This window comes from Streptomyces daqingensis, assembly GCF_014645895.1.
In the GTDB taxonomy this organism is placed as follows: Bacteria; Actinomycetota; Actinomycetes; order Streptomycetales; family Streptomycetaceae; genus Streptomyces; species Streptomyces daqingensis.
The window spans coordinates 80,501-106,935 of the sequence record NZ_BMMP01000017.1 but is presented as its reverse complement, the minus strand read 5'-3'; the positions used below and the strand labels follow the sequence as shown (position 1 = coordinate 106,935).

Here is a 26,435-nt window from a genome sequence, read left to right as displayed (position 1 = left end):
CACTCCGCTCCCCCCGGACCGCCTCCCTCTCTGCCGCCGCTTCCGCCGTCCCGCCGGCGTCTCGTTCCATCCTTCGCATGCGATCCCTCGAATGCAGCAGAGGGCCGAGCCCGGTGCGAATCGGGCCGTCGGCCCGGGTCCTCTCGTGCGCGGTGCCGGCGGCCCCGTAGCGTGAGTGCCATGGAGCTTCTGTCGGTCAACGTCGCAAAGCCGTACCCGGTCCCGTACACCGATGCTCCGGAAGGCGTCACCGGGATCGACAAGCGCCCCGTGGACGGGCGGGTCCACGTCAGCGCGCCGGGTCCCAAGGGCGTCGGAGGCAGCGCGCTCGCGGGGGACACCATCGGCGACCACCGTCACCACGGCGGCAGCGACCAGGCCCTCTACGCCTTCGCACGCGAAGACCTGGACGGGTGGGGAGCCGAACTGGGCCGCGAGTTCACCGACGGCTTCTTCGGCGAGAACCTCACCACGCGCGGCGTCGACGTCAACGGAGCCCTCATCGGCGAGCGCTGGCGCATCGGTCCCGACGTCGTGGTGGAGGTGAACGCGGCGCGCATCCCGTGCCATACGTTCGCGAGCTGGCTCGGCGAGCGCGGCTGGGTGAAGCGCTTCACGGAGAGGGCCGCGCCGGGGGCGTACCTGCGCGTGATCGAACCCGGGTGGATCGGCGCGGGCGACGAGATCCGCATCGAGCACCGACCCGACCACGAGGTGACGGTGGCGTTCCTCTTCCGCGCGCTCACCCTTGAGCCGGAGCTGCTGCCCCGGCTCCTGGCGGCCGGCGACGCGCTCCACCCCGAGGCCCGGGAGACGGCCCTGCGGCGAACGGCGCGCTGAGCGGGGGCTACCGTGCCCGCATGACGACTGCGTTGATCACTGGGGCGACGGCCGGGCTCGGCGCCGCGTTCGCCCGGCGTCTCGCCCGCGACGGCCACGATCTCGTGCTGGTCGCGCGCGACGAGGAACGGCTGCGCGAGCAGGCCGCCGCGATGCACGACCGGTACGGCGTGAACGCGTCGGTGACGGTCGCCGACCTCTCGACGGAGGAGGGCATCTCCACCGTCGAGGAGCGCCTCACCGACCAGGCCCGCCCCGTCGATCTCCTCGTCAACAACGCGGGGTTCGCCAACAGGGACACCTTTCTGAAGGTCCCCGTCGAGGACGAGCTGACGATGCTGAAGGTGCACTGCGAGGCGGTGCTGCGGCTGACCTCGGCGGCTGCGGGGAGCATGCGCGACAGGGGCCGGGGCGGCGTGGTGAACGTCGCCTCGCTCGCGGCCTTCGTACCGCGCGGGACGTACGGGGCGAGCAAGGCGTGGGTGGTGCAGTTCACGCAGGGCGTGGCGAAGGACCTGGCCGGTTCGGGCGTGCGGCTGATGGCGCTGTGCCCCGGCTTCGTGCGTACGGAGTTCCACAAGCGGGCCGGCATGGACGCCGGCAGCGTCCCCGGGTGGATGTGGCTGGACGCCGACAAGGTGGCCGGCGCGGCGGTCAAGGATCTGGCCCGCGGCCGCACCCTCTCCATCCCCGGCGTCAGGTACAAGGCGCTGATGGGGGCGGCCAACCTGCTGCCCCGCAGCGTGCTCGCCCGCGCCTCCTCCAGCACGGGCCGCCGCTACGCACCGCGCTGAGCAGAGCGCCCGGGGCGCGCGGCATCAGCGCCCGCCCCGGGCTCACGCGAAGAGGCCCGGCGCCCCGCTCTCGCGGAGTGCCGGGCCTCTCGGCTCCCTGAGGGAGCGGGGCGCGGACGGACGTCAGTGCGCGTGACCGTGGCCGTGGCCGCCCGCGGACTCCTCTTCCTCGGCCGGCTTCTCGATGACCAGCGTCTCCGTGGTCAGCAGCAGCGAGGCGATCGAGGCGGCGTTCTCCAGCGCGGAGCGGGTGACCTTGACCGGGTCGATGACGCCGGCCTTGATCAGGTCGCCGTACTCGCCGGTCGCCGCGTTGAAGCCCTGGTTGCGGTCGAGGTCGGAGACCTTCGAGGTGATGACGTAACCCTCGAGGCCCGCGTTCTCCGCGATCCAGCGCAGCGGCTCGACGACGGCGCGGCGCACGACGGCGACACCGGTGGCCTCGTCGTCAGCCTTGCCGAGCGAGCCCTCCAGCACCTTGGCGGAGTGCACGAGGCTGGCGCCACCACCTGCGACGATGCCCTCCTCGACCGCGGCGCGGGTCGCGGAGATGGCGTCCTCCAGACGGTGCTTCTTCTCCTTGAGCTCGACCTCGGTGGCGGCACCGACGCGGATGACGCAGACGCCGCCGGCCAGCTTGGCCAGACGCTCCTGCAGCTTCTCGCGGTCCCAGTCCGAGTCCGTGGCCTCGATCTCGCTCTTGATCTGAGCGACGCGGCCCTGGACGTCCTCGCTCTTGCCGGCACCGTCGACGATCGTCGTGTCGTCCTTGGTGACGGTGACGCGGCGGGCCGAGCCGAGCACGTCGAGACCGGCCTGGTCGAGCTTGAGGCCGACCTCCTCGGCGATCACGGTGGCGCCGGTGAGGGTCGCCATGTCGCCGAGCATCGCCTTGCGGCGGTCACCGAAGCCGGGCGCCTTGACGGCGACGGCGTTGAAGGTGCCGCGGATCTTGTTCACGACGAGGGTGGAGAGCGCCTCGCCCTCGACGTCCTCGGCGATGATCAGCAGCGGCTTCGAGCTGCCGGCCTGCATGATCTTCTCCAGCAGCGGCAGCAGGTCCTGGATGGAGCTGATCTTGCCCTGGTGGATCAGGATGTACGGGTCGTCGAGGACGGCCTCCATACGCTCCTGGTCGCTCACCATGTACGGCGAGAGGTAGCCCTTGTCGAAGGCCATGCCCTCGGTGAAGTCGAGCTCCAGGCCGAAGGTCTGGGACTCCTCGACGGTGATGACGCCGTCCTTGCCGACCTTGTCCATCGCCTCGGCGATCAGCTCGCCGACCTGCTTGTCCTGGGCGGACAGGGCCGCGACGGAGGCGATGTCCTCCTTGGAGTCGATCGGGCGCGCGTTGGCGACCAGGTCGTCGGAGACGGCCTTGACCGCGGCGTCGATGCCCTTCTTCAGGGCGGCGGGGGAGGCGCCGGCGGCCACGTTGCGCAGGCCCTCGCGGACCAGGGCCTGGGCGAGCACGGTGGCGGTGGTGGTGCCGTCACCCGCGATGTCGTTGGTCTTGGTCGCCACCTCCTTCACCAGCTGCGCGCCGAGGTTCTCGTAGCCGTCCTCGACCTCGACCTCACGGGCGATGGTGACGCCGTCGTTGGTGATGGTCGGGGCGCCGAACTTCTTGTCGATGACGACGTTGCGGCCCTTGGGGCCGATGGTGACCTTCACGGTGTCGGCGAGTGCGTTCACGCCCCGCTCGAGGGCGCGGCGGGCGTCCTCGTCGAACTTAAGAATCTTCGCCATGGGAGCTGTTGAGTCCTCTCGAACGAACCGCGCCCCGGACCCCCGGTACATCTCGTGATGCGGGAGGGACCGGGGCGCGGATCAGAAGTGTCTTCCGGCTTCGGTGACTTACTTCTCGACGATCGCGAGAACGTCGCGAGCCGAGAGGACGAGGTACTCCTCGCCGCTGTACTTCACCTCAGTGCCGCCGTACTTGCTGTAGAGCACGATGTCGCCGACGTTCACGTCGAGCGGCAGGCGGTCGCCATTCTCGAAGCGGCCCGGGCCGACAGCCAGGACCGTGCCCTCCTGGGGCTTCTCCTTGGCGGTGTCCGGAATGACCAGGCCCGAGGCCGTGGTCTCTTCAGCGTCGAGCGGCTGGACCACAATGCGGTCCTCAAGCGGCTTGATGGCAACCTTGCTGGCGGTCGTCACGATCCGACCTCCCCCTTCGGAGATCTCATCACGGGGTCTTATGTCTGGGGTGGCGAGTCGGTCGATCCGTCGTCGCGGGTGCCGGATCTTCCCGTCGCTCATAGCTGGCACTCACCGAGGGAGAGTGCCAACGCCGACATTATGCCGCGGTTAGCACTCCGTCAACCAGAGTGCCAGGTGCCCGCGATCCGCGTGGCGCGGCGAGGCCCTCCCCGCCGACCGCGGAAGGGCGGCGGGGAGGGAGAATGAACGGGTGGATCGGGAGGCGTTCGCCGCGCTGCAGGGCGACGAAGGACAGGCGCTGCTCGCGTCGTTGGAGGACTACCGGCCGGAGGACGAACTGGCCGTCGCGACCCGGCTGCGGCGCGGCCACCCGCCGGAACTCGTCTCGGCCGCGCTCGCACAGGCGCGGCTGCGGCAGCGGGCGGTGGCGAAGTTCGGCGCGGAGGACGCCGCACGCATGTACTTCACCCCCGACGGACTGGAGCAGTCGACGCGGTCGAGCGTCGCCGGCTACCGGGCCCGCAGGTTCCTGGCCGGGGCGGACGCCGCCGGCGGGCGCGAACTGGCCGATCTGTGCTGCGGGATCGGGGGCGACGCGATCGCCTTCGCACGCGCGGGGGCGCGGGTGGTCGCCGTCGACCGCGACCCGCTCACGTGTGACGTCGCGCGGGCCAACGCCGCCGCGCTCGGACTCGGCGACCGCATCGAGGTCCGCTGCCAGGACGTCGGCGACGCCGACGTCTCGGGCCTGGACGCCGTGTTCGCCGATCCGGCCCGCCGCGGCGGGCGCGGCCGCATCTTCGACCCGGAGGCGTACTCGCCGCCGCTGTCGTGGGCGGTGGAGGTGGCCGGGCGCGTCTCGCGCGCCGCGCTGAAGGTGGCACCGGGCATCCCGCACGAGGCGGTGCCCGCAGGCGCCGCGGCGGAGTGGATCTCGGACGCCGGGGACGTGAAGGAAGCGGTGCTGTGGTTCGGGGAGGCCGCCGGCGCCGGAGCCGAATCACCCGTACGGGCGACCCTGCTGCCCGGCCCGCACACGCTCGTCGCCCGCGGCCTGCCGGACCCGCCCGCGGGCCCGGTGGGCAGGTACCTGTACGAGCCCGACGGAGCCGTCATCCGCGCCCATCTCGTCGCGGAGGTCGCCGAGGAGCTGGACGGCAGGCTCATCGACCCGACCATCGCGTACGTGACGGGCGACGAGGCGCGCAGCACGCCGTACGCCACCGGCTACGAGATCACCGACGTGCTGCCGTTCAACCTGAAGCGGCTGCGGGCGGTGCTGCGCGAGCGGGGCGTGGGCGTGGTCGCCGTCAAGAAGCGTGGCTCGGCGGTGGACCCCGCCGAGCTGCGCAAGAAGCTGCGCCTGCGGGGGACGGCGTCGTGCACCGTCTTCCTCACCCGCGTGGCCGGGGCGCCGTCGGTGCTGCTGGGGCATCCGCTCGGCGGGCGGGACGAGACGGCGTAGCGGCAAGCGGGCGCGCGGTGGCGCGGGGTCCTAACCGCCCGCCAGACGCGAGAAGTCGCCACGGATGACGCGTTCGGTCAGGGTCTCCTCGCCGAGTGATCCATAGCCCGTGGCGGCCCAGAGGCTCTCGTCGGCCGGGACCTCGAAGTACGGCACCTCGCGTCCGCCGTGACGGTCCTTGAGCACCTCCGGGGCGCGGTGCTCGTGCACGGCGTTCGCGCAGTCCCGGCAGGCGGCGATGCGCAGCACCTCGCGGCGCCCGAGGGGACGCCAGCGGATGCGCCGGTCGGCGCGGCCGTGCAGCGGGTGGAAGAAGCAGACCGGCAGGGTCGGCCGGGGCTGCTGCCTGCGCTGCTTGCTCTGCTTGCGGAAGGTGAGCGCCTTCCGGGGCGGCCGTGCCGCGGGCTCCCGCACCGCGCGGAGGCTCTCCTTCCCCTCCGTCACGAGGGCGAGCACGCCCGCGAGATCCGTCAGGCCCCGGGCGGAGTCGAGCACGGTGCCCGCCGCGGCGTACGCGTCCAGGGCGTGCTGCAGCTCCTCCGCAGAGTCGGCTCCCGGGCTTCCTCCGGCTTCGAAACCGCTCAACTCCTCGCCGAACGCCACGAGTTGCTCCTGCGCACGGCGGCGCAGCGCACGTTCGTCCGAGGAACGCGCCGCCGCGAGGACCAGGCTGGGCGAACTGATCGGCGCCGGCCCGCGGCGCCGCCGCACCAGGACGAACGCTCCGGCGGCCATGGCGAGCACGGCCGCCGACACGACCGCGACGGTCACCGCCGTGGACGGCCCGGAGCCCTCCTGCCCCGGCACGGGCGAGTCCTTGCCGAGGTCCTCGGTGGCCTCCTCGTACTGCTTCCGCCCGTCACCCGCGTCGACGATCTCTATGGCGCGGGAGACGTGCGCGGGCAGCCCCTTGCCGTCCATCTCGTCCTGGAAGCCGACCGCGGACGCGGCATCCCGCGCCTGGTGCTTCTCGTCCGGCCACTCGTGGCCCTTCAGCCAGGTGCTGCCCAGCTCGCTGGTGGTGATGAGGATCCACTCCTCGTCCGCGTCGAGCCCCATCCGGGCGTGCACCACCTCGGCGAGCTGGTCCGCCTCGCCGCCGAACGCGTCGCCCTCGACCAGCGGGACGAGGACGACGTGCAGCGGCAGGCCGGTGCGCTCGATCTGCCGTTCCAGGCTGCGCTGCCGGCTGGGCGGCACGGCCCCGGCGTAGGCGGGATCGACGTAGACGGGCGACTCGCGGAGCGCGCCGGCGATCTTCGCGCCGGGGCCGGGCTCTGCGTGCGCCGGTGCCGCCGGACCGACGAGCGCGGCCAGTACGAGGGCGGGGGCCGCGAGCGTGCCGAGCACGCGGCGGGCCGGCTTACGGGCGTGCTCAGTGGACACCGAGATACTCCAGGACGTCGTCGACGAGGTGGTCCGTGGTGATGTCGCAGGCTCCCGTGCCGGACAGCGGCCCCGGCACCTGGTCGTAGGGGACGTACGGCGTGCCACGACGGGCCCGCAGGCGCAGCAGCCGGCTGTTCACGGCCGACTCGCCCGCGCCCGGGCCGGAGAGGAACGTGCGGCAGCGCGCGCACACGGGCTGCGAGCGGGCCGCGCTCTGGCCCTCGCGCGAGAAGGTGCTGCGCCCGGCCGCCGGGCCGTGCAGGGGGTTGAGCGAGCAGATCCGGGCCGCCTCTTCCTTCCGCGCCTTGCTGAGCCCGGCCCGGAGCGCGGCCTGCCCCGCACGCAGCGCGACGAGGGCGGTCGCGAGGGTCGGTGCGTCGGCGTCCGCGTCGACGCGGCCGTCGCCTTCCTGGTCGAGCAGGAGCGTCGCCGCGTCGAGGCACTTCCAGGTGCGCTCCCGGTGTACCGGCGAGGCGTCGCCGGACTTCTCGCGGAACTCCTCGTTGAGCGTGTGGAGTTCGCGGCGGGCCGTTCTGCGCAGCCATCCCGCACCGGGCTTGGCGGGGGCGTTCCGAGCTCCGGAGGCGCCCGGGCCGGAAAGAGCGGTACGCGGGGTCTGCCGGCTCACGGACCTGTGCGAGCGCACGCTCCCGAAGACGGCGTAGCCCGCGCTGACGCAGCCCACGAGGACCACCGCGCCCATGGCGCCGAGGGTCAGGCCGCCGCCGAGTTCGCCGCCGGAGTACAGGGGCGGCAGGCGGTCCTCCTCGACGGGGTCATCAGGAGGCAGGGGTTCGAGGTACGGCTTTCCGGGCGGGCCTGAGGGCACGTCGGCGATGTGGCCGACGAGTTCGCCCAGCTTCTCGTACAGGTCGGGCCGGTCGTCGTCTCCCGTACTGCTGCCGTAACGGATCTTTTCCGTGTACCTGTAGAGCCGCCCGTCGTCCAGCCTGGCGCCGTAGTTGACGACGTGGACGCGCATCGCGTCGGGCTGGGCCACGACGTAGAGGGCGTCTTCCCCCGTCGCGCGGTGCAGCTGCCGGGCGAAGTAGTCGCCGTCGCCGCCTGATTCGTCGTTCAGGGTGAGCGGGACGACGGCGACGCGCACAGGCACGCGGAGATCCTCGATGCGCCTGCTCAGGCTGCGCTTCTGCTTCGGGCTCAGCCTCCGGGCGGACTCGGGGTCCTCGTACAGCGCCTCCTCGCGGAGCGCCGCGGCGACCCGCTCGGTACGCGCGGTCAGGTCCCTGCCGGAAGGCGGCGGATCGTCCGAGGACCGGGTGTCGTCGTAGTGCATCGGCAGACCGACGAGGAGGACGAAGAAGGCCAGAACGGCGGCAGGCAGCGTGAACCGCAGCCGCACCCACCTCCCGAGACGGCTCCGCCGCAGCAGCAGTCCGGCGGACGCGACGAGGAGGGGTACGGCGGTGAGCAGGATGCCCGCGAGGAAGCTCTGGTCCTCCCGGTCGGTCCTCGACGGGTGGAGGCGCTCGGGCTCGCTGCCGCTGTCGTCCTCGGCGGCGGCCCGGGCCCGCCGGGCGGCTTCGCGGTCACCGGCCTTCAGGACGTCGACGAAGCGGGTGAGCTGCTGCAGGGGCCCGGCGTCGTAGGTGAGTTCGTACAGCGTGGCCCGTGCGGCCTGCTCGGCGGGGACGTCGACACCGTAGGTCTCAGCCCTGAGGCCGGCGGACCCGTCCTCCAGCAGGACGTACAGGCCGTCGCGGCCGAGCCGGTCGTGCAGCTGCGCGAGGAGCTCCTGCCGGTCCGAGAGGACCGTCTGGCCCGGCAGGAGCACGACGTAGGTGGGCACGCCGGTGCGGGCGGCCTGCTTGCGGAAGTCCGGCGCGGAGGAGAGCGGGGCGACGCGGGGCACCTGGTCGGAGATGTAGACCGGGTTCTCACGCAGCCGTTCGGCCAGGTAGACGGCCCGGTCGGCGGGAGCGTCACCGGCGTCGTCGCGGGGTGCGGCCGAAGCCGGCGGTACCGCGGCGGCGAGCGCGAGAAGAGTCAGCAGCAGCGTCAACAGGGCCGTGCCCACGGCCGGATGGCGCGATCGCCGATGTCTGCCAGCGATGTCGTTTCCGGCGCCGCCCACCCCGTGCCCCCCGAAGTCCCGCCGTACGTCTCCTTGAAGGACGATAACCGGTCACAGGATCGAGCGGGCGGGCTCAGGCGCCGTCAGCGGCGCTACACCTGCCGGAAGCGCCAGCGGTGGACAGGGCGTGCGGTCAACTCCCTCGGTGGGTCGGGGAGTTCGGGCAGACCGTCGGAGAAGTCGGCGTCCCACCATGTGATGACGAGAACCCGCCCGCCCGGCGCCGCGAAGTACTCGCGCCGCTCGGGCTCGCGGCCGGGCGCGTTCGCGCGGGCCCACTCCAGCAGTTCCGCGCCGCGCCCCTCCGCGGCCTTCGCCTCCCACATCAGCGCGACGGTCACGAGTACAGGTTCTTCCTGCTCAGTTCGTGCACATGGTCGTGGGAGTGCCCCTGCTCGTCCCCGTCGGCCTGGGACTCGCCCGGCACATGCGGTTCCGTGACCGGCAGCGACGAGTCCGCGGGCAGGTCCCAGTCGGAGGCGGCGCGGCGCCGGGCCACCATCTCGGCGCCGAGGGCGGCGACCATCGCGCCGTTGTCCGTGCACAGCTTCGGACGCGGCACGCGCAGCGTGATGCCCACCGCGGCGCACCGCTCCTCCGCCATGGAGCGCAGCCGGGAGTTGGCGGCGACACCGCCGCCGATCATCAGGTGGTCGACGCCCTCGTCCTTGCACGCGCGGACGGCCTTGCGTGTGAGCACGTCGGTGACCGCTTCCTGGAAGGACGCGCTGACGTCGCGTACCGGCACCTCCTCGCCGGCGGCGCGCTTCGCCTCGATCCACCGGGCGACGGCCGTCTTCAGGCCGGAGAAGGAGAAGTCGTACGGCGCATCGCGCGGGCCGGTCAGACCGCGCGGGAAGGCGATGGCCTCGGGGTCGCCCTCGCGTGCGTACCTGTCGATGACGGGGCCGCCGGGGAAGCCGAGGTTGAGGACGCGGGCCACCTTGTCGAAGGCCTCGCCCGCGGCGTCGTCGATCGTGGAGCCGAGGGGGCGCACGTCGGCGGTGATGTCCGGGGCGAGCAGCAGCGACGAGTGACCCCCGGAGACGAGCAGCGCCATCGTCGGCTCGGGCAGGGCGCCGTGTTCGAGCTGGTCGACGCAGATGTGGGAGGCCAGGTGGTTCACGCCGTAGAGCGGCTTGCCGAGGGCGTACGCGTACGCCTTCGCGGCGCTGACGCCCACCAGCAGGGCGCCCGCCAGCCCCGGACCGGCCGTCACGGCGATGCCGTCCAGGTCGGACGCGGAGACGCGGGCCTCGCGCAGGGCCCGCTCGATGGTGGGGACCATGGCCTCCAGGTGCGCCCGGCTGGCCACCTCGGGCACCACGCCGCCGAAGCGGGCGTGCTCGTCCACGCTGGATGCGACGGCGTCGGCGAGCAGCGTGTGGCCGCGGACGATGCCGACGCCGGTCTCGTCGCACGAGGTCTCGATTCCGAGGACGAGTGGTTCGTCAGCCATGGCTCCTGGTTCCTTCGGAGAGGGACGGGGTGGTGTCGGAGAGCTCCAGACGCATCACCAGGGCGTCGACGTCGCCGGGCTGGTAGTAGCCGCGGCGTACCCCGACGGCGGTGAATCCGAAGCGTTCGTACAGGCGCTGGGCCGGGGCGTTGTCCACGCGGACCTCCAGCAGCACCTCGTGGCAGGCGCGTTCGGCGGCGGCGTCGAGCAGGGCACGCAACAGGCGGGCGCCGAGGCCCGTTCCGCGGTGGGAGGGCAGCACCCCGATCGTCTGGATGTCGCCGGTGCCGCCGACCGCCGCGAGTCCGCCGTACCCGACGAGGACGGGGCCCTGCCCGGTGGGCGCCTCGGCCACGAGATAGCGGCGCGTGGCGCCCGGGCCGCGCGCGTGGGCCAGTTCGGACCAGAACAGAGCGGCCGACCAGGCGTCCTCCGGGAAGAGAGCCCTTTCGAGCTCGAGGACGCCTTCGATGTCCCACCAGCGCATCTCGCGGAGTTCGACGCCCGCGTCCGCGCCGGCACCCGCTCCGGTCACCTCGGCGTGACCACCTTGTAGTTGGCCGGGACGCGGGCGTCGGGACGGCGCAGGTAGAGCGGCCGCGGAGGGAGGAACTCCTCCCCCTTCGCCAGCTTCTCGCCGGCGAGGCACGCGAGCGCCGCGGCCGACTGGTCGAGCGGCAGATCCGTGCGCAGGCCCTCGAACGTCTCCTCGTACAGCCGCGCGCCCGCACCGACGGCCGGCATCCGCGTCACGTCCTCGGGCAGCTCGGCGGGGCGGTCGACGGCAGGGCCGTCCGTCCGTGTGCGGCAGTCCGCGTACCGCGCCCAGTAGACCTCCTTGCGCCGGGCGTCCGTCGCGACGACGAAGGGGACGTCGAGGCCGGAGGCGTAGGCGATGCCGTCGAGCGTGCAGAGTCCCAGGACCGGAATGCTCAGGGCCGCACCGAACGCCTCCGCCGTCGCGAGGCCGACGCGCAGACCCGTGTAGGGGCCGGGGCCGACACCGGCGACGATGCGGCCCACGTCGTGCAGCGTGCGCCCCGCGTCCCGCAGCACGCGGTCGACGGTGGGGAGCAGCAGCTCGCCGTGGCGGCGGGCGTCGGTCTGGTCCGCGGCGGCGAGCACGCGGTCCCCGTCCGTGTCGTACAGCGCGACGGTGACGGCGGGCGTGGCGGTGTCGAGAGCGAGCAGCAGCACGGAAGCCAGCCTACGGCGGAATGCGGGCGGCTTGACCCGGGGTCCCCTACACGACGCTTTCGGGTGACTCGGCGGCCCGCGACGGGGGGCTCACCAGGCGTTACCCGGCGGCGCACCGACCGGACACCGGCACCGTCCCGCCGGTGCACCGGAAGCCGGAGCTCCGGGCCGTACGAGCGGCCGGGCGCTCGGCGCAGGGTCCCGGCGCCGACTGCTACGGTCGTCCCCAGCGCGGCGGGGGCGCTCGCAGGCGGGTCGCCGGCAGGCGCCCGCGGCGGAGGCGGACATCGGAGAGGCGGCGCACACAGTGGCACGGGGCAGCAGCGCGGGAGCGGTCGTGGCCGGTCTGACGGCGGCGGCCTTCGCGGTCATCGGGTTCTTCGCCTACCAGGCGGACGCCGCGCACGACCGCATGAAGGCCGGTTCGGCGGGGTCGTCCGGCGACGCCTCCTCCCGTACACCCTCCAAGGGCGAGAAGGACGAGGGGCGGAAGCAGGGCGAGCCCCCCGCGTCGTCCGGCACGGGCGAGCGCGTCGTCTACTCCCTCGGCAAGGACCGGGTCTGGCTCGTCGGCGCGAACGAGAAGGTGAAGCGCACCTTCGAGGTGCGGCCCAGCTCGGTCGACCCCGACCCCGGCGCGTACAAGGTCGAGTCCCGCGCCTCGCACGTGACCGGCTCCGACGGTGTGCCCGTCGAGAACGTGGTGCGCTTCGCGACGAGCCAGGGCACGACCATAGGGTTCAGCGCGGCGCTCGACGGTACGCTGCCCGACCCGGAGCCGGGTAAGACGACCGGCGGCATCCGCGAGCGCAAGAAGGACGGCGAGGCGATGTGGCTCTTCGCCACCATCGGCACGAAGGTCGTCGTCGTCCGCTGAGACTCCCGTCGGTTCGAGCGGGGCCCGTCGGTTCGAGCGAGGCCCGTCGGTTCGACGTTTCGAGGCGGGCACCGTCGGTTCGACGTGGACGCCGGCGCTCAGGCCGCGTCGCGCTCCCCCTGCCCGCCCGGAGCGCCGGACAGACCCTCCGAGTCGTCCCCGCCGGCCGGCGGCGTGGACACCGCGTCGGCGGCGGCGCGGGAGGCCAGCAGCGTACGCATCGACACCCCGGACTCCGGCGGAACGGGCAGCGCGCCGCGCTGCTGCTCTCGCTCTTCGGCCGACATGGTCCCTCCCGAAGGCTGGGGGGCGGGTGCTGGAGGCTAATGAGGCAGACCTAACCTCACTGCTCACCCCATCTGACCACGCCTGCCTTCGCGCGCGCAACATCTTGCCGACACGATGTCGGAACGTCGCGGCGAACGCTCGCGCGAGGTCGCCGCGGTACAGAACCTTTCCGGCGGACACCCGCGCCGAGGCCCCGGGTGGGACGCACCGGCGGGGCGCCCCGCGGGGATCACCCCAGGACGGCCAGGTCCTCCCCCGCCCAGCGGTCGCCGATCCCCGTCACCGTCACGGTCCGCACGTCGTCCTCCGCGACGGCCGCCACGTCTTCCGCCGCTACCCCTTCCGCACCGGTCGCGCCGTCCGGAGCGTCGCCTCCTGCCGTCCGCTCGATGACGACGTGCAGCCGGTCCTCGGCCAGCTCCTCGACCCGGCCCTCGCCCCACTCGACGACCACGACCGACTCGGGAAGCGAGACGTCCAGGTCCAGGTCGTCCATGCCCTCCAGCCCGCTGCCGCCCAGCCGGTAGGCGTCGACGTGCACCAGCGGGGGGCCGTCGCCCAGCGGGGGGTGGACGCGCGCGATGACGAACGTCGGAGAGGTGACGGAACCCCGCACGCCGAGCCCTTCGCCCAGTCCGCGGGCGAACGTGGTCTTGCCCGCGCCCAGCTCTCCCGTCAGCAGGACGAGGTCACCGGGGCGCAGCAGCGCGGCGAGGCGCAGGCCCAGCTCGCGCATGCGCTCGGGGGTCGGGACGTCGGCCGTCTGCTGTACCGCGAGTGCTCCGGCCGGAGGGCGGACTCCAGAAGGGGAGTGTGCTGCTTCCATGCGTCCGGATGGTACGCGCGGCGGTGCGACGGCCGCGCCGCCCGGACCCGCACGGGGGCCGGTACGAGCCCTGTCCGCCCCCCTCCGGGCCCTGCCCGCCGGCGCGCTCAGCGCTCCCCGCGCTCCTGCCGCCGCCCGTACGCCACCGCCCGGGCGATCAGCTGCGCGAGCGCCTCGTTGACCACGTGCGGGCGCTCCAGCATCGACAGGTGCCCCGTGTCGTCGAGGATGCGCAGCCGGGCGGAGGGGAGGGCCCGGGCGATGGCCTCGCTGTGCCCGCTGGGGGTGAGCAGATCCGCCTCGCCCGCCAGTACGAGCGCGGGGCGCCCGTCGAAGGCCGCGAGCGCCTCCGTCTTCTCGTGCGCCTCGAAGGCCGGGTAGAACTCCGCGACGACGTCGATCGGCACGGACTCGATCAGTCGCTCCGCGAAGCGCGCCACTCCGGGGTCCACCTCGTGCCCGCTGCCGAAGGAGTAGCGCTTGACCAGTCCCGCGAACAGGTCGGCCACGGCCCTGCGGCCGCGTTCGACCAGCGCGGTCTGCGAGACCAGGGCTTTGAGCACGCCCGGCACCGCGCGGCGGACGGCCTTCACCCCCACCGACGGCAGGGGCAGCCCGTACGTGACGTCGCCGAGGCCGCCCGCGCTGGTGCCGATGAACGCGACACCGGCCACCCGCTCCGCGACGAACTCCGGGTACTGCTCGGCGAGCGCCATCACCGTCATGCCGCCCATGGAGTGGCCCACGAGCACGAGGGGCCCCTCCGGCGCCGCCTCGTCCAGCACCGCTCTCAGGTCCCGGCCGAGTTCGTCGATCGTGACCTCCCGGCCGACCGGGGCGCGGCCGGAGCGCCCGTGGCTGCGCTGGTCCCAGTAGACGGCGCGGACGGCTCCGCGCAGAGCGGCCCGCTGGAAGTGCCAGACGTCCTGGTTGAGGCAGTAGCCATGGGTGAAGACCACCGTGGGCGGCTGCCCGGCGGACCGGGGACCGCCGTCCTTCCGTGCGCCCGAACCTGCCCGGCCGCCGCCCCGCGGGGTCTCCGCACCGACGGTCTGCCGGGCCCCGAGGCGTCCCAGCAGCCGCAGGAGCCGGTTGCGCTGCGGAGCGTCCGCGCCCGCGGAGGCGGCCCCGGCCTCGATGCGCACGCGGTCCACCGTCGGGCCGCCGGCGCCGTCGCCCGCGGACGCCGTTGTGTGGGCGGCGGCGTCCTCGTACTCGGCGACCTCGTCGGTCTCGAAGTACAGCTCGGTGCCGTCCTCCGCGTACGCCATGCCCGCCGTGCCCCGAAGTGAGCCGTACGGGCCGGCGGCGTCCAGCGCCAGCCGTGCCTTACGCCGCACGGCACGGTTGACGGTCAGCCTCTCGAAGGCGACACCCGCGGCGACGAGCCCCACGGTCGCGCCCGCGAGCCCCGCCCGGCGCCCCCAGCCCGGCGCGCCGCCGCCCGACACGACCGCGGCGGCGTTCACGGCGGCGGACGGCCCCACGTCACCGGCGGCGCTGATCGCCGCGACGGCTCTGGCCGCGGCGTCCGCGATCTCTTCCGTCTCCGTCTCCGCGCCCATGTGCTCTACAGACCCCTCGTACTAGCGCGTACGTTCGTATACGTCCGGGATACCCGGGCGCTGACGCGCGTAACGATCTCGTACGAGATGGTGCCCGCCGCACGGGCCCAGTCCTCGGCGGTGGGCTCGCCCCGGTCGCCCGGCCCGAAGAGCACCACCTCGTCTCCGGCCGACGCCGCGTCGCCGCCGAGATCCACCACGAACTGGTCCATGGCGACGCGCCCCGCGATCGTGCGCCACTTGCCCGCGGCCAGGACGGGAGCCGTGTTGGAGGCGTGCCGGGGGACGCCGTCCGCGTACCCGAGCGGGACGAGACCGAGGGTCGTCGGCCCTGGAGTGCGGTAGCTGAAGCCGTAGCTGACGCCGTGCCCGGCCGGTACGTCCTTCACCAGCGCGAGCGCCGCCTTGAGCGTCATCGCGGGGCGCAGCCCCAGCTCGGCGGCGACCCCCACCTCCGGGGACGGGGAGAGCCCGTAGAGGGAGACGCCCGGCCGTACGAGGTCGAAGTGCGACTCGGGGAGCGTGAGCGTCGCCGGGGAGTTGGCGTGGTGGCGCACCTCGGGGTCGAGGCCGGCGCGTTCCGCCACGGCGAGCGCCTCGCGGAACACCTCCAGCTGCGCGGCGTTGGCGGGGTGCCCCGGTTCGTCCGCGCAGGCGAAGTGCGACCACACGCCCGTCACGTCGACCGCGCCCTCGGCCTCGGCGGCCCGCGCCGCGGCGACCAGTCCCGGCCAGTCCGCCGGCTGGCTGCCGCTCCGTCCCAGGCCCGTGTCGGCCTTGAGGTGGACCCTCGCGGTGCGGCCGGCCTGCCGTGCCGCGGCGACGATCTCCTCCAGCGCCCACAGCCCGCTCGCCGAGACGTCGATGCCTGCTTCGATCGCCTCCCGCCACGGCCCGCCCGGCGTCCAGAGCCAGCTCAGCAGGCGACCGCGGTCCCCGGCCGCCCGCAGCGCGAGGGCCTCCTGGGGCGTGGCGGTTCCCAGCCAGGTGGCGCCCGCCTCCCGCGCCGCGCGGGCGCACGGCACAGCCCCGTGCCCGTATCCGTCCGCCTTCACCACTGCCATGAGCTCCGCGCGCGGCGCGCAGGCGCGGAGCGTTCGGACGTTGGAGCGGACGGCGTCCAGGTCGATCTCCGCCCGGGCGCGGCAGGCGGCCGGATCGGGCTGCTCGGAAGCGGAGGCCGGTGCGGGGTCCGGGGAGGAAGCCGGGGTGGAAAGGGGCTGAAACTGATCGTTCACGCTGCCAGTGTCTCAGGCGGGCCGAAGGGGCATTCCCCCGTACATCGCCCGTACATCGCAGAGGAGCGGCTGCCGGAGCCTCACCGGAAACCGCTTGCCGACGTCCGGAGAATGGCAGCCATGACCTGGACGATCGTCCCCGCGCCCGTCGGCGGCCGCGCCGCCGTCGCCGCCTTCCGCGCGTACCTCGCGGACATCGTGTCCCGCTACCACGGCCGCCCCGCGACAGCCGACGAGGTGGACGAGGCCGCCGCGGAAGCCCCCGGGGACACCCTGGCGCCCCCGCACGGCGTCTTCCTGCTCGCCCGGGACAGCGAGGGGCGCGTCGTCGGCTGCGCGGGCGTGCGGATGCTCGACGTCGAGATCGCGGAGCTGACACGCCTCTGGACGGCTCCCGGCGCCAGGGGGCGAGGACTGGGGAGGGCTCTCGTGGCCGAGGCCGAGCGTGCGGCCACCGCGCTGGGCGCCTCCGCCGTGCGGCTGGACACCCGGGAGGATCTGACGGAGGCGCGGCGGCTCTACGCCCGCTGCGGTTACGCGGAGATCGCGCCCTACCACGACGGACCGTACGCGGACCGCTTCTTCGAGAAGCGCCTGGACGGCGTCTGAGCCGAGGGCGCGGCCGCCCCAGGCGGACTTGGCGGCCGGACCCGCGTGGGGCCGCCTCGGAGCGGACGAAGGGACGCGCGGGCAGCGTCACCGGAACGGGTGCCGCCGCGAACGGCGGGGGCGGAGGTCCCGTCAGCCCGCCAGCAGATCCCGCCAGGCGGTGCTCAGCGCCTCCGCCACGTCCGACGCCCCGGCGGGCCGCGGCGCGAACCGTCCCGCCATCCCGTGCACGTAGGCGCCCACCGACGCCGCGTCCCGGCCGTCCAGCCCGGCGGCGAGCAGCGCGCCCACGAGCCCGGCGAGCACGTCCCCCGTCCCGGCCGTGGCGAGCCATCCGGTGCCCGTCGGGTTGATCCGCACGGGGGCCGCCTCCGCGGATCCGCCGCCGGACCCGCCGCCGTCCGCCACCACCGTCGTCGACCCCTTGAGCAGGACCGTCGCCCCGGTGCGTCCGGCCAGCTCCCGGGCGGCCGTCAGCCGCCTCGCCTCGACGTCCTCCCGTTCCCAGCCGAGCAGCGCCGCCGCCTCCCCGGCATGCGGGGTCAGCACGGTGGGGGACGTACGGGCACGCAGGGCCGCCTCGTCCGCGAGCCGCAGTCCGTCGGCGTCGATGAGCAGGGGCACGTCGGCCGCCAGCACGTCCCGCAGCCGGTCCTTGTCGTCCCCGAGGCCCGACCCGACGGCCCACGCCTGCACGCGCCCCGCCTTGCTCGGCCGCCCCGCCGAGACGAGCGTCTCCGGATGGCGGGCGATCACCGCGTCCGCCGCCGGCCCCACGTAGCGCACGGCCCCGGCACCGCCGCGGAGCGCACCGGAGACGGCGAGCACGGCGGCGCCCGGGTAGCGAGAGGAGCCCGCCACGATCCCGACGACGCCGCGCCTGTACTTGTCGCTCTCCGCGACCGGACGCGGCAGCAGCGCCGCGACGTCCGCGTGCTGCAGCGCCTCGACCGCGGGGTCCGGCGGCAGGTACGGGCCGAGCCCGATGTCCACGAGCCGGAGCGCGCCCGCGTGCTCCCGCGCCGGATCGGCGAGCAGTCCCGGCTTGTACGCACCGAAGGTGACCGTGGCGTCGGCCCGCACTGCGACGCCTTTCACCTCGCCGGTGTCGGCATCGACGCCGCTCGGCAGGTCCACGCTCACGACGGGCGCACGCACCGCGTCCGTCAACTCCACGGCCACGGGCCGCAGTCCGCCCCTGCCGCCGATGCCCACGATGCCGTCGACCACGAGGTCCGCCCGCGCGATGACCGGTTCCACCGGGGCGGACTCGCCCTCCACCACGGCGCCCGGGGCCACGAGCACGCGGCCGCCCGCCGCCCGCAGCGCCGCCAGACCGCCCTCGTGGACCTTCTCCGGCGACAGCAGCACGGCGCTCACCCCCGCGCCTCGCCGCGCGAGCCGCGCACCCGCGTAGAGGGCGTCGCCGCCGTTGTCGCCGCTGCCCACGAGGAGGACGACGCGGCTGCCGTACGTACGTCCGAGCATCCCCGCGCAGGCGGCGGCCAGACCGGCCGCGGCCCGCTGCATCAGCGCCCCGTCGGGGAGCCGCCCCATCAGCTCCCGCTCGGCGGCCCGTACGGTCTCCACGCTGTAGGCAGTCCTCATGACCCCAGTCTGACCGACCGGGCCGGGCCTCACCCCTCCGCGATGACCACGGCGGAGGCGATCCCGGCGTCGTGCGACAGCGACAGGTGCCATCCGCGTACGCCCAGCAGTTCGGCCTGTGCCGCCACGGTGCCGCGCACCCGGAGCGACGGCCGGCCCGACGCCGCTGCCACGACCTCGGCGTCCGTCCAGCTCATCCCGCCCGGAGCGCCGAGCGCCTTGGCCAGCGCCTCCTTCGCGGCGAAGCGCGCCGCGAGAGAGGCCACCCCCCGGCGCTCGCCCGTGGGAAGCCACAACTCGGCCTCCACGAACAGCCGTTCGGCGAGTATGGGTGTGCGTTTCAGGGCCTGGCCGAACCGTTCGATCTCGGCGACGTCGATTCCCACCCCGACGATCAACGCGAACCCCCGCCCGAGGTCTCCCGGACGGCTTCCCCACCGGTGCCGGGGTCCCCGGCCTCCACCCTGTACGTGCGCATGTCCACCGGCACCCCCTCGAAATCCGTGATGCGCACACCGTCCCGGTGCAGCACCACGACCTGGTCCTCGTCCACGGCCGCGGCCTCACGGACGTACGGCGCGAAGACGGCGTCGTCGGACGCCAGGAACAGCTCGCCCTCCCCGAGCCCCGCCGACAGCGGCAGCCCCCTGGACGCGCCCACGACCACCTCCGGCTCGTCCGCGTGCACCGCCACGAGCGCGAACTCGCCTACGAGCCGGCGGCAGACCTGACGCATCGCCTCCGCGAGGTCGCCGCATGACGAGAAGTGCTCCGCGAGCAGGTGGGCGGCGGCCTCCGTGTCCGTGCCGGAGGCGAGTTCATGGCCGCGCCGGGCCAACTCGTCCCGCAGTTCACCGGAGTTGCCGATGACGCCGTTGTGGACCACCGCGACACGGCCGGAGTCGTCCAGATGCGGATGCGCGTTCGCGTCGACGGCCGGGCCGTGCGTGGCCCGTCTGATGTGCCCGATGCCTGTCGTCCCGGCCGGGAGCGGACGCTCCGCCAACTCCGCGTGCAGATCGGCGAACGTGCCCGCCTTCTTCGCGGCCGCCAGCCCGCCGTCCACGAGGACGGCGACACCGGCGGAGTCGTAGCCGAGGCCCTCGAGCCGCCGCAGCCCGGCGAGGATCACATCGAGGGCGGAGCGCCCACCCGCGTACGCAACGATTCCGCACATGCGAGCAGCCTAAGCGGCGCCCGGCGGCGCGACGACACCGCGCGGGCAGCCCGGCGCCCGCACCGACCGCCCGCGACCGCCCACGGCGGCCGTCAGTGGCCGCGCGCTATGCGCTCTATGGCGTCCTCCATCAGCTCCAGGTACTCCGCTTCCTCGCACCTGGGCTTGCTGCCCAAGACGTACATGTCGAGGGTCTCCGTCAGGTCCTCGCAGAAGTCCTCGTCGGGGAGGTCCTCCAGAGCCAGGTCGCTCTGTATGCGCGCTGCGAAGTCCCGCTTCTCCGGCAGCTGGGGCCGGCCGGGACGTCTCCGTCTGCGGTACTTGAGGCTCATGCGGCCGATGCGGTGTGACATGCGGTGAAACGTAGCGGGAAACCCCACGCTCCGTACACCGTCCGTGCATACCGTTCTCACGGCGGGTTGCCTTCGGTACGGAGCCCTGCAGGCGAGGGGCCGGTGCGAGCGGGAGCCGCGTCGAACTCATGGGCCCCTACGCGTGACGAAGGGCGCGCTCTGCGCGAGCGCGCCCTTCGTCACGAGCGGATGGAGCAGCCGGGACGGCGGCGGGCTCAGCCCAGCGAGCTCTTGACCACGTCCGCCAGCCGCCCGGCCACGGAGTCGGCCTGCTCCTTGTCGGCGGCCTCGACCATCACCCGTACCAGCGGTTCCGTGCCCGAGGAGCGCAGCAGGACCCTGCCCGTGCTGCCCAGTTCCCTCTCCGCGTCGCTGACGGCGGCGGCGAGCTCGGCAGAGGTGTCGACCCGGCTCTTGTCGACGTCCCGCACGTTGATGAGGACCTGCGGCAGCCGCTCCATCACGCTCGCCAGCTCCCCCAGGGGCTTGCCCGTGTCGGCGACGCGGGCGGCGAGCATCAGACCGGTCAGGGTGCCGTCGCCGGTGGTGGCGTGGTCCAGTGCGATGACGTGCCCGGACTGCTCGCCGCCCAGCGCGTATCCGCCGCGCTTCATCTCCTCCAGCACGTAGCGGTCGCCGACGGCCGTCTGGAGCAGCTCGATGCCCTCACGGGCCATGGCCAGCTTGAAGCCGAGGTTCGACATGACGGTGGCCACCACGGTGTCCTTGCGCAGCCGTCCCGCGTCCCTCATCGCGAGGGCCAGTACGGCCAGGATCTGGTCGCCGTCGATCTCCTCGCCCTGGGCGTCCACGGCGAGGCAGCGGTCCGCGTCCCCGTCGTGCGCGACGCCGAAGTCGGCCTCGTGCTCCACGACGGCCGCCCGCAGCCCCTCCAAATGGGTCGAGCCGCAGCCGTCGTTGATGTTCAGCCCGTCGGGATCGGCGCCGATCGTGACCACCTCGGCGCCCGCGCGGGCGAACGCCTCCGGGGAGACGCGCGAGGCAGCGCCGTGCGCACCGTCGATGACGACCTTCAGGCCGTCCAGCCGGTTCGGCAGTACGCCCACGAGGTGCGCCACGTAGTTGTCGAAGCCCTCGTCGTAGTCGCGGACGCGCCCCACGCCCTCGCCCGTCGGCCGGGCCCAGGGCTGGCCGGCGCCGTGTTCCCGGTACAGCGACTCGATGCGGTCCTCCAGCTCGTCGGCGAGCTTGTGGCCGCCCTGCGCGAAGAACTTGATGCCGTTGTCCGGCATCGGGTTGTGGCTGGCGGAGAGCATCACACCGAGGTCCGCGCCCAGCGAACCCGTCAGATACGCGACCGCGGGAGTCGGCAGCACACCCACCCGCAGGACGTCGACTCCGGCGCTGGCGAGACCCGCCACCACCGCCGCCTCCAGGAACTCTCCGGAGGCACGCGGATCCCGTCCGACCACGGCCACCGGCCGGTGGCCTTCGAACGAGCCCACTTCGGCGAGCACATGGGCCGCCGAGACGGACAGACCGAGCGCGAGCTCAGCCGTCAGGCCTTCGTTGGCGACACCGCGCACGCCGTCCGTACCGAAGAGTCGTCCCACTTGTGGTTCCTCCGAGTCCGAGTCGAGTACGAGCACCAGGCCGGGTGGCGGGAGCCCGGCCCGTATGCGAGCTGTATGAATGCCGCCCGCCGGGCGGACGCGGAACCGGCGCACGGCCGGCCTGCCGCCGTCCGCTCCCGCGTGCTCCCGGAAGCGTCCGGGCCGCCCGGTCCATCCGGTCCGAGCAAGGTATCCGCCGCATGCCCGTCTACTGCGCTTCCCCGCACCACGGCGCGCGCACGCACCCCGCAGCCGGACTGCGCATCCTCCTCATAGACGAACGCCCCGGGGGCACGGTTTCGTACCCCCGGGGCGGTTCGCACAGCTGCGATGAGCAGGGCAGCCGGTGCAGCGCCTCAGCGCTTGCTGTACTGCGTTCCCTTACGGGCCTTCTTCAGACCGGCCTTCTTGCGCTCGACGGCGCGAGCGTCACGGGTCAGGAAGCCGGCCTTCTTCAGCGGGCCACGGTTGTTGTCCGAGTCCGCCTCGTTCAGCGCACGGGCCACACCGAGGCGCAGCGCGCCCGCCTGGCCCGAGATGCCGCCGCCGTTGATGCGGGCGACGACGTCGTAGCGCTCGTCGAGCTCGAGCACCTTGAAGGGCTCGTTGACTTCCTGCTGGTGCACCTTGTTCGGGAAGTAGCCCTCGAGGGTGCGGCCGTTGATCTTCCAGCGGCCGCTGCCCGGGACGATCCGGACGCGGGCCACGGCGTTCTTGCGACGGCCGGTGCCGGCAGCGGGCTGCGGGTCGCCGAAGCGCGAAGCGAGGGACTCGGAGGTGAACTCCTCCGGCGCCTCGGGGGTTTCGGTCGTGTACTCCTCGACGCCCTCGACGGGGGTCTCAGCAGTGGTCTCGGCCACGATTCTCCTCAACTTCTCTCTGTGTCGGTTGGTGGCCGGACTTACTGCGCGACCTGGCTGATCTCGAACGGCACCGGCTGCTGGGCGCTGTGCGGGTGCTGGTCGCCCGCGTAGACCTTCAGCTTGGAGAGCATCTGACGGCCCAGCGAATTCTTGGGGAGCATGCCCTTGACCGCCTTCTCGACGGCCTTCTCGGGGTTCTTCTCCAGCAGCTCGTCGTAGCGGACGGACCGCAGACCACCCGGGTAGCCGGAGTGGCGGTAGGCCATCTTCTGGATCCGCTTGTTGCCGGACAGGTGCACCTTGTCGGCGTTGATGATGATGACGAAGTCACCGGTGTCGACATGAGGCGCGTACACCGGCTTGTGCTTGCCCCGGAGAAGGGTGGCGGCCTGGGTGGCCAGACGGCCCAGGACAACGTCCTGCGCGTCGATGACATGCCACTGGCGCTGAACGTCGCCGGGCTTGGGGCTGTACGTACGCACGGTCTTAGCCTTCGCTTCTAGGTGGGGTCTCCCCGGCCCCGCGAGGGGTCGGGTGACGGATCTCCCTGAGCACGGGGCCCCGGAGAAAGGTCCTGACAAGGCCACCTGGCAGATCACGACAGGCTTGACCACACCGCGGTGACGCGGGCCGCGGGTGCTGGTCGCTGGTCATCGGCCGGTGGGCCGGGTGTAAGGCCCTCCCACGTGAGAATGAGCAAGCCAATACACACAACGAACCGGCAGCTTACCGGTGCGCACCCGTACGGGTCAAAGCGGGGCGGCACGGGCTGTGACCGCCCGTTCTCCGTCCGCGGCACGACCCGTGCCCGGCAGACCGGCGGCCCCGGAGCCCGTGCGCCACGGGCTGCCGCGCGGCGCTCCTCTCCCGTCAGGCGACCCGCATGGCCAGCACCTGTCCCGGCCATGCGTCCGACAGGAACCGCTCGGTCGGAACGAAGCCGTGCCGCTCGTAGAACGCGACGAGTCCGCCCCCGCCGCCCGCCCAGCAGTCGACCCGCAGCAGCCGCAGGCCCGCCCTCCGGGTCTCCTCGGCGGCATGGGCCAGCAGCGCCGCGCCGACGCCCTGACCGGCGTACCGCCGGTCGGAGACCAGCATGCGGACGTACCTTTCGGGCTCGCCGGCCGGCGGGACCGGCATGTCCGGGTCCGGTCCCGAGTCGAGCACCAGTACGCCGGCGGGCGCACCGTCCAGCTCCGCGACGTACGCCGCGTTCTCGGTCGTGTACCGCACTGTCCGCTCGGCCCAGCCGGGCCTCTGCGAATGCGGCGTCGTGCCCCACTGCTCGGTGTTGCCGCGCGCGTTCATCCACGCCACGGCCGAGTCGAGCATGGCCAGGATCGCCGGTGCGTCAGCGGGGGTACCCGGCCTGATCCGCAAGGAGTCCGCGGTGGTGTCCATGGGCGCGACCCTACGAGCGCCTGCTCAGCGCTCCCGCCGCACTCTCCCCTCTGTCCACACCGGCTCCGGCGTCTCCCGTACGACGCCGTCCGAGCCGAAGACCAGGAAGCGGTCGAAGGACCGGGCGAACCAGCGGTCGTGCGTCACCGCCAGCACCGTGCCCTCGTACGCCTCGAGCCCCTGCTGGAGCGCCTCCGCGGACTCCAGGTCCAGGTTGTCGGTGGGCTCGTCCAGCAGTAGCGCCGTCGTCCCCGTCAGCTCCAGCAGCAGGATCTGGAAGCGCGCCTGCTGCCCGCCCGAGAGCCGGTCGAAGGGCTGCTCGGCCTGCCCGGTCATCTCGTAGCGGCGCAGGGCGGACATCGCGGCGCCCTTGTCGAGGGAGTGCTCGGTCCACAGGACGTCCAGCAGGGTGCGCCCCACCAGCTCCGGATGCGCGTGCGTCTGCGCGAAGTGCCCGGGCACCACGCGGGCGCCCAGCCGCCACTTGCCGGTGTGGGCCACGGCGGTGCCGTCGGGGCCGTCCGCGAGGAGCCGCAGGAAGTGCGACTTGCCGGAGCCGTTCGAGCCCAGGACCGCGACGCGCTCGCCGTAGAAGATCTCCAGGGACAGGGGCTTCATCAGCCCTGTCAGCTCCAGCTCCTCGCACGTCACGGCCCGCACTCCGGTACGTCCGCCGCGCAGCCGCATGGTGATCCGCTGCTCGCGGGGCGGCTCCGGGGGCGGCCCCGCCTCCTCGAACTTCCGCAGCCGGGTCTTGGCCGCCTGGTACCGGGAGGCCATCTCGTGGCTGCGGGCCGCGTACTGCTGCATGTCCAGCACCAGCCTCTTCAGCTGCGCCCGCTTCTCGTCCCAGCGACGGCGGAGCTCCTCGTAGCGGGCGAAGCGCTCCTGCCGGGCCGCGTGGTAGCTGCCGAACCCGCCGCCGTGCACCCACACCTCGCTGCCGGCCGGGCTGGGCTCCACGCTGACGATCTTGTCGGCGGCCCGGGCCAGCAGTTCGCGGTCGTGGGAGATGAACAGCACGGTCTTGCGGGTCTCCCGCAGGCGCTCCTCCAGCCAGCGCTTCCCGGGAACGTCCAGGTAGTTGTCGGGCTCGTCCAGCAGCAGGACCTCGTCGCCGCCGCGCAGCAGCGACTCCAGCACGAGCCGCTTCTGCTCGCCGCCGGAGAGCGTGCTCAGCGTGCGCCACTGCGCCTTCTCGTACGGGATGCCGAGCGCCGCGGTGGTGCACTTGTCCCACAGGGTCTCGGCCTCGTAGCCCTGCACCTCCGCCCAGTCGGAGAGGGCCTGCGCGTACCGCATCTGGGTGGTCTCATCGTCCGACGGAGCCTCCATGACGGCCAGTTCGGACGCGTCCACCGCCTCAGCGGCTTCGCGGATCGGGGGCGGCGCCACCGAGACCAGCAGATCCCGGACGGTGCGTTCGTCGTCGCGGTCGGTGCCGACGCCGATGAACTGCGGCATCACGCCCAGGCCCCCACTGGTCGTCACCGTCCCGCTCTGCGGGGCGAGTTCACCGGAGATGACGCGCAGCAGGGTCGTCTTGCCCGCGCCGTTCGGCCCGACCAGCGCGACCGAGGCGCCCTCGCCCACCCGGAAGGAGACGTCGGCGAGCAGCAGCCGCCCGTCCGGCAGACAGTGGTCGAGATGCGCGACTTCGAGGTGCCCCATGTTTGTGGATTCTCGCGCTGGCATCACCCGGAATCCAACCGAATAAGATGCGCCCATGAGCTTTGGGCAGGGTGGCCCCGATTGGGGCCAGGGAGACAGTTCTACCCCCGACTGGGCAGCACTGGCCGAGCAGACGGAACGCAACCGGGCGCGGCGGCGACGCTGGACGATCATCGGTGTCAGCGCGCTGGCCACCGTGGCCGTCGCCGGCATAGTGGCGGTGGCGGTCGTCGACAGCGGGGGCAGCGGCAGCGCGTCGGACAAGCCGTCGGGCGATCTGCCCACCCCCGAGGACCTGCCGTCGAGCACCGCGGGCCAGCCGGAGCCGACCTTCAAGGACGAGCCGCCGCCCCCTCCCCCGCCCCGCGACTTCGTGTCGGACGCGAGGCGCGACAAGGCCCCCCTCAGTACGGCCACGCTCTTCCCGAACAGAACCGTCAAGATCAACGGCCGTCCCTACAAGCGGGCCGCCACCGACACCAGCAAGGGCTGCACGGACGCGGCTCACGCGGGTCTCGGGCCGGTGCTCAGCAAGAACGACTGCATCAGCCTCTACAGGGCGACGTTCACGCGGAACGGCCTGGCCGTCACCGTCGGCATCGCCGCGTTCGACAACGCCAAGACCGCCGGCACCGTGAAGTCGGGGTACAAGCCCAACCTCGTCGCCCTGCCGGGCAAGGGCGTCCCCGACTTCTGCCGCACCGTCACGTGCCGTACGACGGCCAACTCCTACGGCCGGTACGCCTACTTCACGATCTCGGGGCGCACCAACGGCAAGCCGTCCACGAACGCCGACAAGCAGGCGGAGCAGGCCGGCCGCGACGGCTCGACGTACGCGTACGCGCGCCTCCAGCAGCGCGGCAAGGACCAGGCCGCCAAGGCCGTGGGGGCATCGCCCGGGTAACGCCTCAAGGGCCGCGACCGCCTCGTGTGCGCGATCGGCACGCGCGGGCGCGGCCTCCCGCCCAGCAGCAGGCGCC

Annotated in this window: 26 protein-coding genes and 1 pseudogene; 6 read left to right on the top strand and 21 right to left on the bottom strand. The window is 73.3% G+C overall.

The window, feature by feature from the left end:
• Positions 1-180 precede the first annotated feature (180 nt).
• Positions 181-840 carry an MOSC domain-containing protein gene (locus IEY56_RS23395; RefSeq protein WP_189039250.1) on the top strand — a complete coding sequence of 220 codons (660 nt, stop codon included), beginning with the start codon at positions 181-183 and terminating at the stop codon, positions 838-840.
• Between the two features lie 20 nt (positions 841-860).
• Positions 861-1,634, top strand: a complete 774-nt coding sequence (locus tag IEY56_RS23390) for an SDR family NAD(P)-dependent oxidoreductase (RefSeq protein WP_189039249.1) — start codon at positions 861-863, stop codon at positions 1,632-1,634.
• A gap of 123 nt (positions 1,635-1,757) precedes the next feature.
• Here IEY56_RS23390 and groL read toward each other — a convergent pair whose 3' ends face one another.
• Together groL and groES are read right to left on the bottom strand one after the other, a co-directional pair.
• On the bottom strand, positions 1,758-3,383 hold the full coding sequence (gene groL, locus IEY56_RS23385) for a chaperonin GroEL (RefSeq protein ID WP_189039248.1): 1,626 nt from the start codon (positions 3,381-3,383) through the stop codon (positions 1,758-1,760).
• 108 nt (positions 3,384-3,491) lie between these two features.
• The gene (gene groES, locus IEY56_RS23380; RefSeq protein ID WP_028431119.1) at positions 3,492-3,800 is read right to left on the bottom strand and encodes a co-chaperone GroES; all 309 of its coding nucleotides are present in this window, start codon (positions 3,798-3,800) and stop codon (positions 3,492-3,494) included.
• Positions 3,801-4,050: 250 nt separating this feature from the next.
• On the opposite strand from groES, the gene IEY56_RS23375 reads away from it, so the two are divergent.
• Positions 4,051-5,265: a class I SAM-dependent methyltransferase gene (locus IEY56_RS23375; RefSeq protein WP_189039247.1), complete on the top strand. Its 1,215-nt coding sequence runs from the start codon at positions 4,051-4,053 to the stop codon at positions 5,263-5,265.
• Between the two features lie 30 nt (positions 5,266-5,295).
• On the opposite strand, the gene IEY56_RS23370 is transcribed toward IEY56_RS23375, so the two are convergent.
• The 6 genes from IEY56_RS23370 to tsaB form a co-directional block, all read right to left on the bottom strand.
• Entirely contained in the window at positions 5,296-6,651 is a 1,356-nt protein-coding gene (locus tag IEY56_RS23370) for a hypothetical protein (RefSeq protein ID WP_189039246.1), read from the bottom strand.
• Complete coding sequence (locus IEY56_RS23365) at positions 6,641-8,692, bottom strand: hypothetical protein (protein ID WP_189039245.1); 2,052 nt, start codon at positions 8,690-8,692, stop codon at positions 6,641-6,643. The genes IEY56_RS23370 and IEY56_RS23365 overlap by 11 nt, the downstream gene beginning before the upstream one ends.
• Positions 8,693-8,841: 149 nt before the next feature.
• On the bottom strand, positions 8,842-9,090 hold the full coding sequence (locus IEY56_RS23360) for a hypothetical protein (RefSeq protein WP_189039244.1): 249 nt from the start codon (positions 9,088-9,090) through the stop codon (positions 8,842-8,844).
• Positions 9,087-10,208, bottom strand: coding sequence for a tRNA (adenosine(37)-N6)-threonylcarbamoyltransferase complex transferase subunit TsaD (tsaD, locus tag IEY56_RS23355; protein WP_189039243.1), 1,122 nt, complete (start codon positions 10,206-10,208; stop codon positions 9,087-9,089). Before tsaD ends, IEY56_RS23360 begins: the two co-directional genes overlap by 4 nt.
• Entirely contained in the window at positions 10,201-10,695 is a 495-nt protein-coding gene (rimI, locus tag IEY56_RS23350) for a ribosomal protein S18-alanine N-acetyltransferase (protein ID WP_189039259.1), read from the bottom strand. The genes tsaD and rimI overlap by 8 nt, the downstream gene beginning before the upstream one ends.
• 44 nt (positions 10,696-10,739) lie before the next feature.
• Complete coding sequence (gene tsaB, locus IEY56_RS23345; RefSeq protein ID WP_189039242.1) at positions 10,740-11,405, bottom strand: tRNA (adenosine(37)-N6)-threonylcarbamoyltransferase complex dimerization subunit type 1 TsaB; 666 nt, start codon at positions 11,403-11,405, stop codon at positions 10,740-10,742.
• A 307-nt stretch (positions 11,406-11,712) separates the two neighbouring features.
• On the opposite strand from tsaB, the gene IEY56_RS23340 reads away from it, so the two are divergent.
• Positions 11,713-12,282 carry a hypothetical protein gene (locus IEY56_RS23340; RefSeq protein ID WP_189039241.1) on the top strand — a complete coding sequence of 190 codons (570 nt, stop codon included), beginning with the start codon at positions 11,713-11,715 and terminating at the stop codon, positions 12,280-12,282.
• Positions 12,283-12,380: 98 nt separating this feature from the next.
• On the opposite strand, the gene IEY56_RS23335 is transcribed toward IEY56_RS23340, so the two are convergent.
• From IEY56_RS23335 to alr, 4 genes are all read right to left on the bottom strand, one after another.
• Positions 12,381-12,569: a hypothetical protein gene (locus IEY56_RS23335; RefSeq protein WP_189039240.1), complete on the bottom strand. Its 189-nt coding sequence runs from the start codon at positions 12,567-12,569 to the stop codon at positions 12,381-12,383.
• 230 nt (positions 12,570-12,799) lie between these two features.
• Positions 12,800-13,396 carry a tRNA (adenosine(37)-N6)-threonylcarbamoyltransferase complex ATPase subunit type 1 TsaE gene (gene tsaE, locus IEY56_RS23330; protein WP_189039239.1) on the bottom strand — a complete coding sequence of 199 codons (597 nt, stop codon included), beginning with the start codon at positions 13,394-13,396 and terminating at the stop codon, positions 12,800-12,802.
• Between the two features lie 107 nt (positions 13,397-13,503).
• A complete protein-coding gene (locus tag IEY56_RS23325; protein WP_189039238.1) occupies positions 13,504-14,961 on the bottom strand; it encodes an alpha/beta fold hydrolase in 1,458 nt (485 codons plus the stop codon).
• 5 nt (positions 14,962-14,966) lie between these two features.
• Complete coding sequence (gene alr, locus IEY56_RS23320; RefSeq protein ID WP_229712142.1) at positions 14,967-16,091, bottom strand: alanine racemase; 1,125 nt, start codon at positions 16,089-16,091, stop codon at positions 14,967-14,969.
• Between the two features lie 228 nt (positions 16,092-16,319).
• On the opposite strand from alr, the gene IEY56_RS23315 reads away from it, so the two are divergent.
• Positions 16,320-16,808 carry a GNAT family N-acetyltransferase gene (locus IEY56_RS23315; RefSeq protein WP_189039236.1) on the top strand — a complete coding sequence of 163 codons (489 nt, stop codon included), beginning with the start codon at positions 16,320-16,322 and terminating at the stop codon, positions 16,806-16,808.
• A gap of 132 nt (positions 16,809-16,940) precedes the next feature.
• Here IEY56_RS23315 and IEY56_RS23310 read toward each other — a convergent pair whose 3' ends face one another.
• The 9 genes and pseudogenes from IEY56_RS23310 to IEY56_RS23270 form a co-directional block, all read right to left on the bottom strand.
• Positions 16,941-18,416, bottom strand: a complete 1,476-nt coding sequence (locus IEY56_RS23310; RefSeq protein WP_189039235.1) for an NAD(P)H-hydrate dehydratase — start codon at positions 18,414-18,416, stop codon at positions 16,941-16,943.
• Positions 18,417-18,445: 29 nt separating this feature from the next.
• Positions 18,446-18,814 (bottom strand): holo-ACP synthase, encoded by a 369-nt coding sequence (locus IEY56_RS23305; RefSeq protein WP_189039234.1) that lies wholly within the window; start codon positions 18,812-18,814, stop codon positions 18,446-18,448.
• A gap of 59 nt (positions 18,815-18,873) precedes the next feature.
• Positions 18,874-19,593: pseudogene (locus IEY56_RS23300) on the bottom strand (glutamine--fructose-6-phosphate aminotransferase); the annotation flags it as partial.
• Between the two features lie 92 nt (positions 19,594-19,685).
• On the bottom strand, positions 19,686-19,946 hold the full coding sequence (locus tag IEY56_RS23295) for a hypothetical protein (RefSeq protein WP_189039260.1): 261 nt from the start codon (positions 19,944-19,946) through the stop codon (positions 19,686-19,688).
• Positions 19,947-20,161: 215 nt separating this feature from the next.
• On the bottom strand, positions 20,162-21,520 hold the full coding sequence (gene glmM / locus IEY56_RS23290; protein ID WP_189039232.1) for a phosphoglucosamine mutase: 1,359 nt from the start codon (positions 21,518-21,520) through the stop codon (positions 20,162-20,164).
• Positions 21,521-21,876: 356 nt separating this feature from the next.
• On the bottom strand, positions 21,877-22,380 hold the full coding sequence (gene rpsI, locus IEY56_RS23285; protein ID WP_189039231.1) for a 30S ribosomal protein S9: 504 nt from the start codon (positions 22,378-22,380) through the stop codon (positions 21,877-21,879).
• Between the two features lie 41 nt (positions 22,381-22,421).
• On the bottom strand, positions 22,422-22,865 hold the full coding sequence (rplM, locus tag IEY56_RS23280) for a 50S ribosomal protein L13 (RefSeq protein WP_189039230.1): 444 nt from the start codon (positions 22,863-22,865) through the stop codon (positions 22,422-22,424).
• A 388-nt stretch (positions 22,866-23,253) separates the two neighbouring features.
• The gene (locus IEY56_RS23275) at positions 23,254-23,784 is read right to left on the bottom strand and encodes a GNAT family N-acetyltransferase (protein WP_189039229.1); all 531 of its coding nucleotides are present in this window, start codon (positions 23,782-23,784) and stop codon (positions 23,254-23,256) included.
• A gap of 24 nt (positions 23,785-23,808) precedes the next feature.
• Positions 23,809-25,455: an ABC-F family ATP-binding cassette domain-containing protein gene (locus tag IEY56_RS23270; protein WP_189039228.1), complete on the bottom strand. Its 1,647-nt coding sequence runs from the start codon at positions 25,453-25,455 to the stop codon at positions 23,809-23,811.
• Between the two features lie 55 nt (positions 25,456-25,510).
• Here IEY56_RS23270 and IEY56_RS23265 point away from each other — a divergent pair, with 55 nt between their 5' ends.
• On the top strand, positions 25,511-26,359 hold the full coding sequence (locus IEY56_RS23265; RefSeq protein WP_189039227.1) for a hypothetical protein: 849 nt from the start codon (positions 25,511-25,513) through the stop codon (positions 26,357-26,359).
• Positions 26,360-26,435 lie beyond the last annotated feature (76 nt).

Excerpts from the sequence above, each read along its gene's own strand:
- tsaE (WP_189039239.1), bottom strand. The coding sequence starts at position 13,396 with ATGGAAGCAGCACACTCCCCTTCTGGAGTCCGCCCTCCGGCCGGAGCA.
- groL (WP_189039248.1), bottom strand. The coding sequence starts at position 3,383 with ATGGCGAAGATTCTTAAGTTCGACGAGGACGCCCGCCGCGCCCTCGAG.
- IEY56_RS23335 (WP_189039240.1), bottom strand. The coding sequence starts at position 12,569 with ATGTCGGCCGAAGAGCGAGAGCAGCAGCGCGGCGCGCTGCCCGTTCCG.
- IEY56_RS23295 (WP_189039260.1), bottom strand. The coding sequence starts at position 19,946 with ATGTCACACCGCATCGGCCGCATGAGCCTCAAGTACCGCAGACGGAGA.
- IEY56_RS23315 (WP_189039236.1), top strand. The coding sequence starts at position 16,320 with ATGACCTGGACGATCGTCCCCGCGCCCGTCGGCGGCCGCGCCGCCGTC.
- IEY56_RS23270 (WP_189039228.1), bottom strand. The coding sequence starts at position 25,455 with ATGGGGCACCTCGAAGTCGCGCATCTCGACCACTGTCTGCCGGACGGG.
- IEY56_RS23265 (WP_189039227.1), top strand. The coding sequence starts at position 25,511 with ATGAGCTTTGGGCAGGGTGGCCCCGATTGGGGCCAGGGAGACAGTTCT.
- IEY56_RS23275 (WP_189039229.1), bottom strand. The coding sequence starts at position 23,784 with ATGGACACCACCGCGGACTCCTTGCGGATCAGGCCGGGTACCCCCGCT.
- IEY56_RS23325 (WP_189039238.1), bottom strand. The coding sequence starts at position 14,961 with ATGGGCGCGGAGACGGAGACGGAAGAGATCGCGGACGCCGCGGCCAGA.
- IEY56_RS23390 (WP_189039249.1), top strand. The coding sequence starts at position 861 with ATGACGACTGCGTTGATCACTGGGGCGACGGCCGGGCTCGGCGCCGCG.
- IEY56_RS23310 (WP_189039235.1), bottom strand. The coding sequence starts at position 18,416 with ATGAGGACTGCCTACAGCGTGGAGACCGTACGGGCCGCCGAGCGGGAG.
- tsaD (WP_189039243.1), bottom strand. The coding sequence starts at position 10,208 with ATGGCTGACGAACCACTCGTCCTCGGAATCGAGACCTCGTGCGACGAG.
- rimI (WP_189039259.1), bottom strand. The coding sequence starts at position 10,695 with ATGCGCTGGTGGGACATCGAAGGCGTCCTCGAGCTCGAAAGGGCTCTC.
- IEY56_RS23395 (WP_189039250.1), top strand. The coding sequence starts at position 181 with ATGGAGCTTCTGTCGGTCAACGTCGCAAAGCCGTACCCGGTCCCGTAC.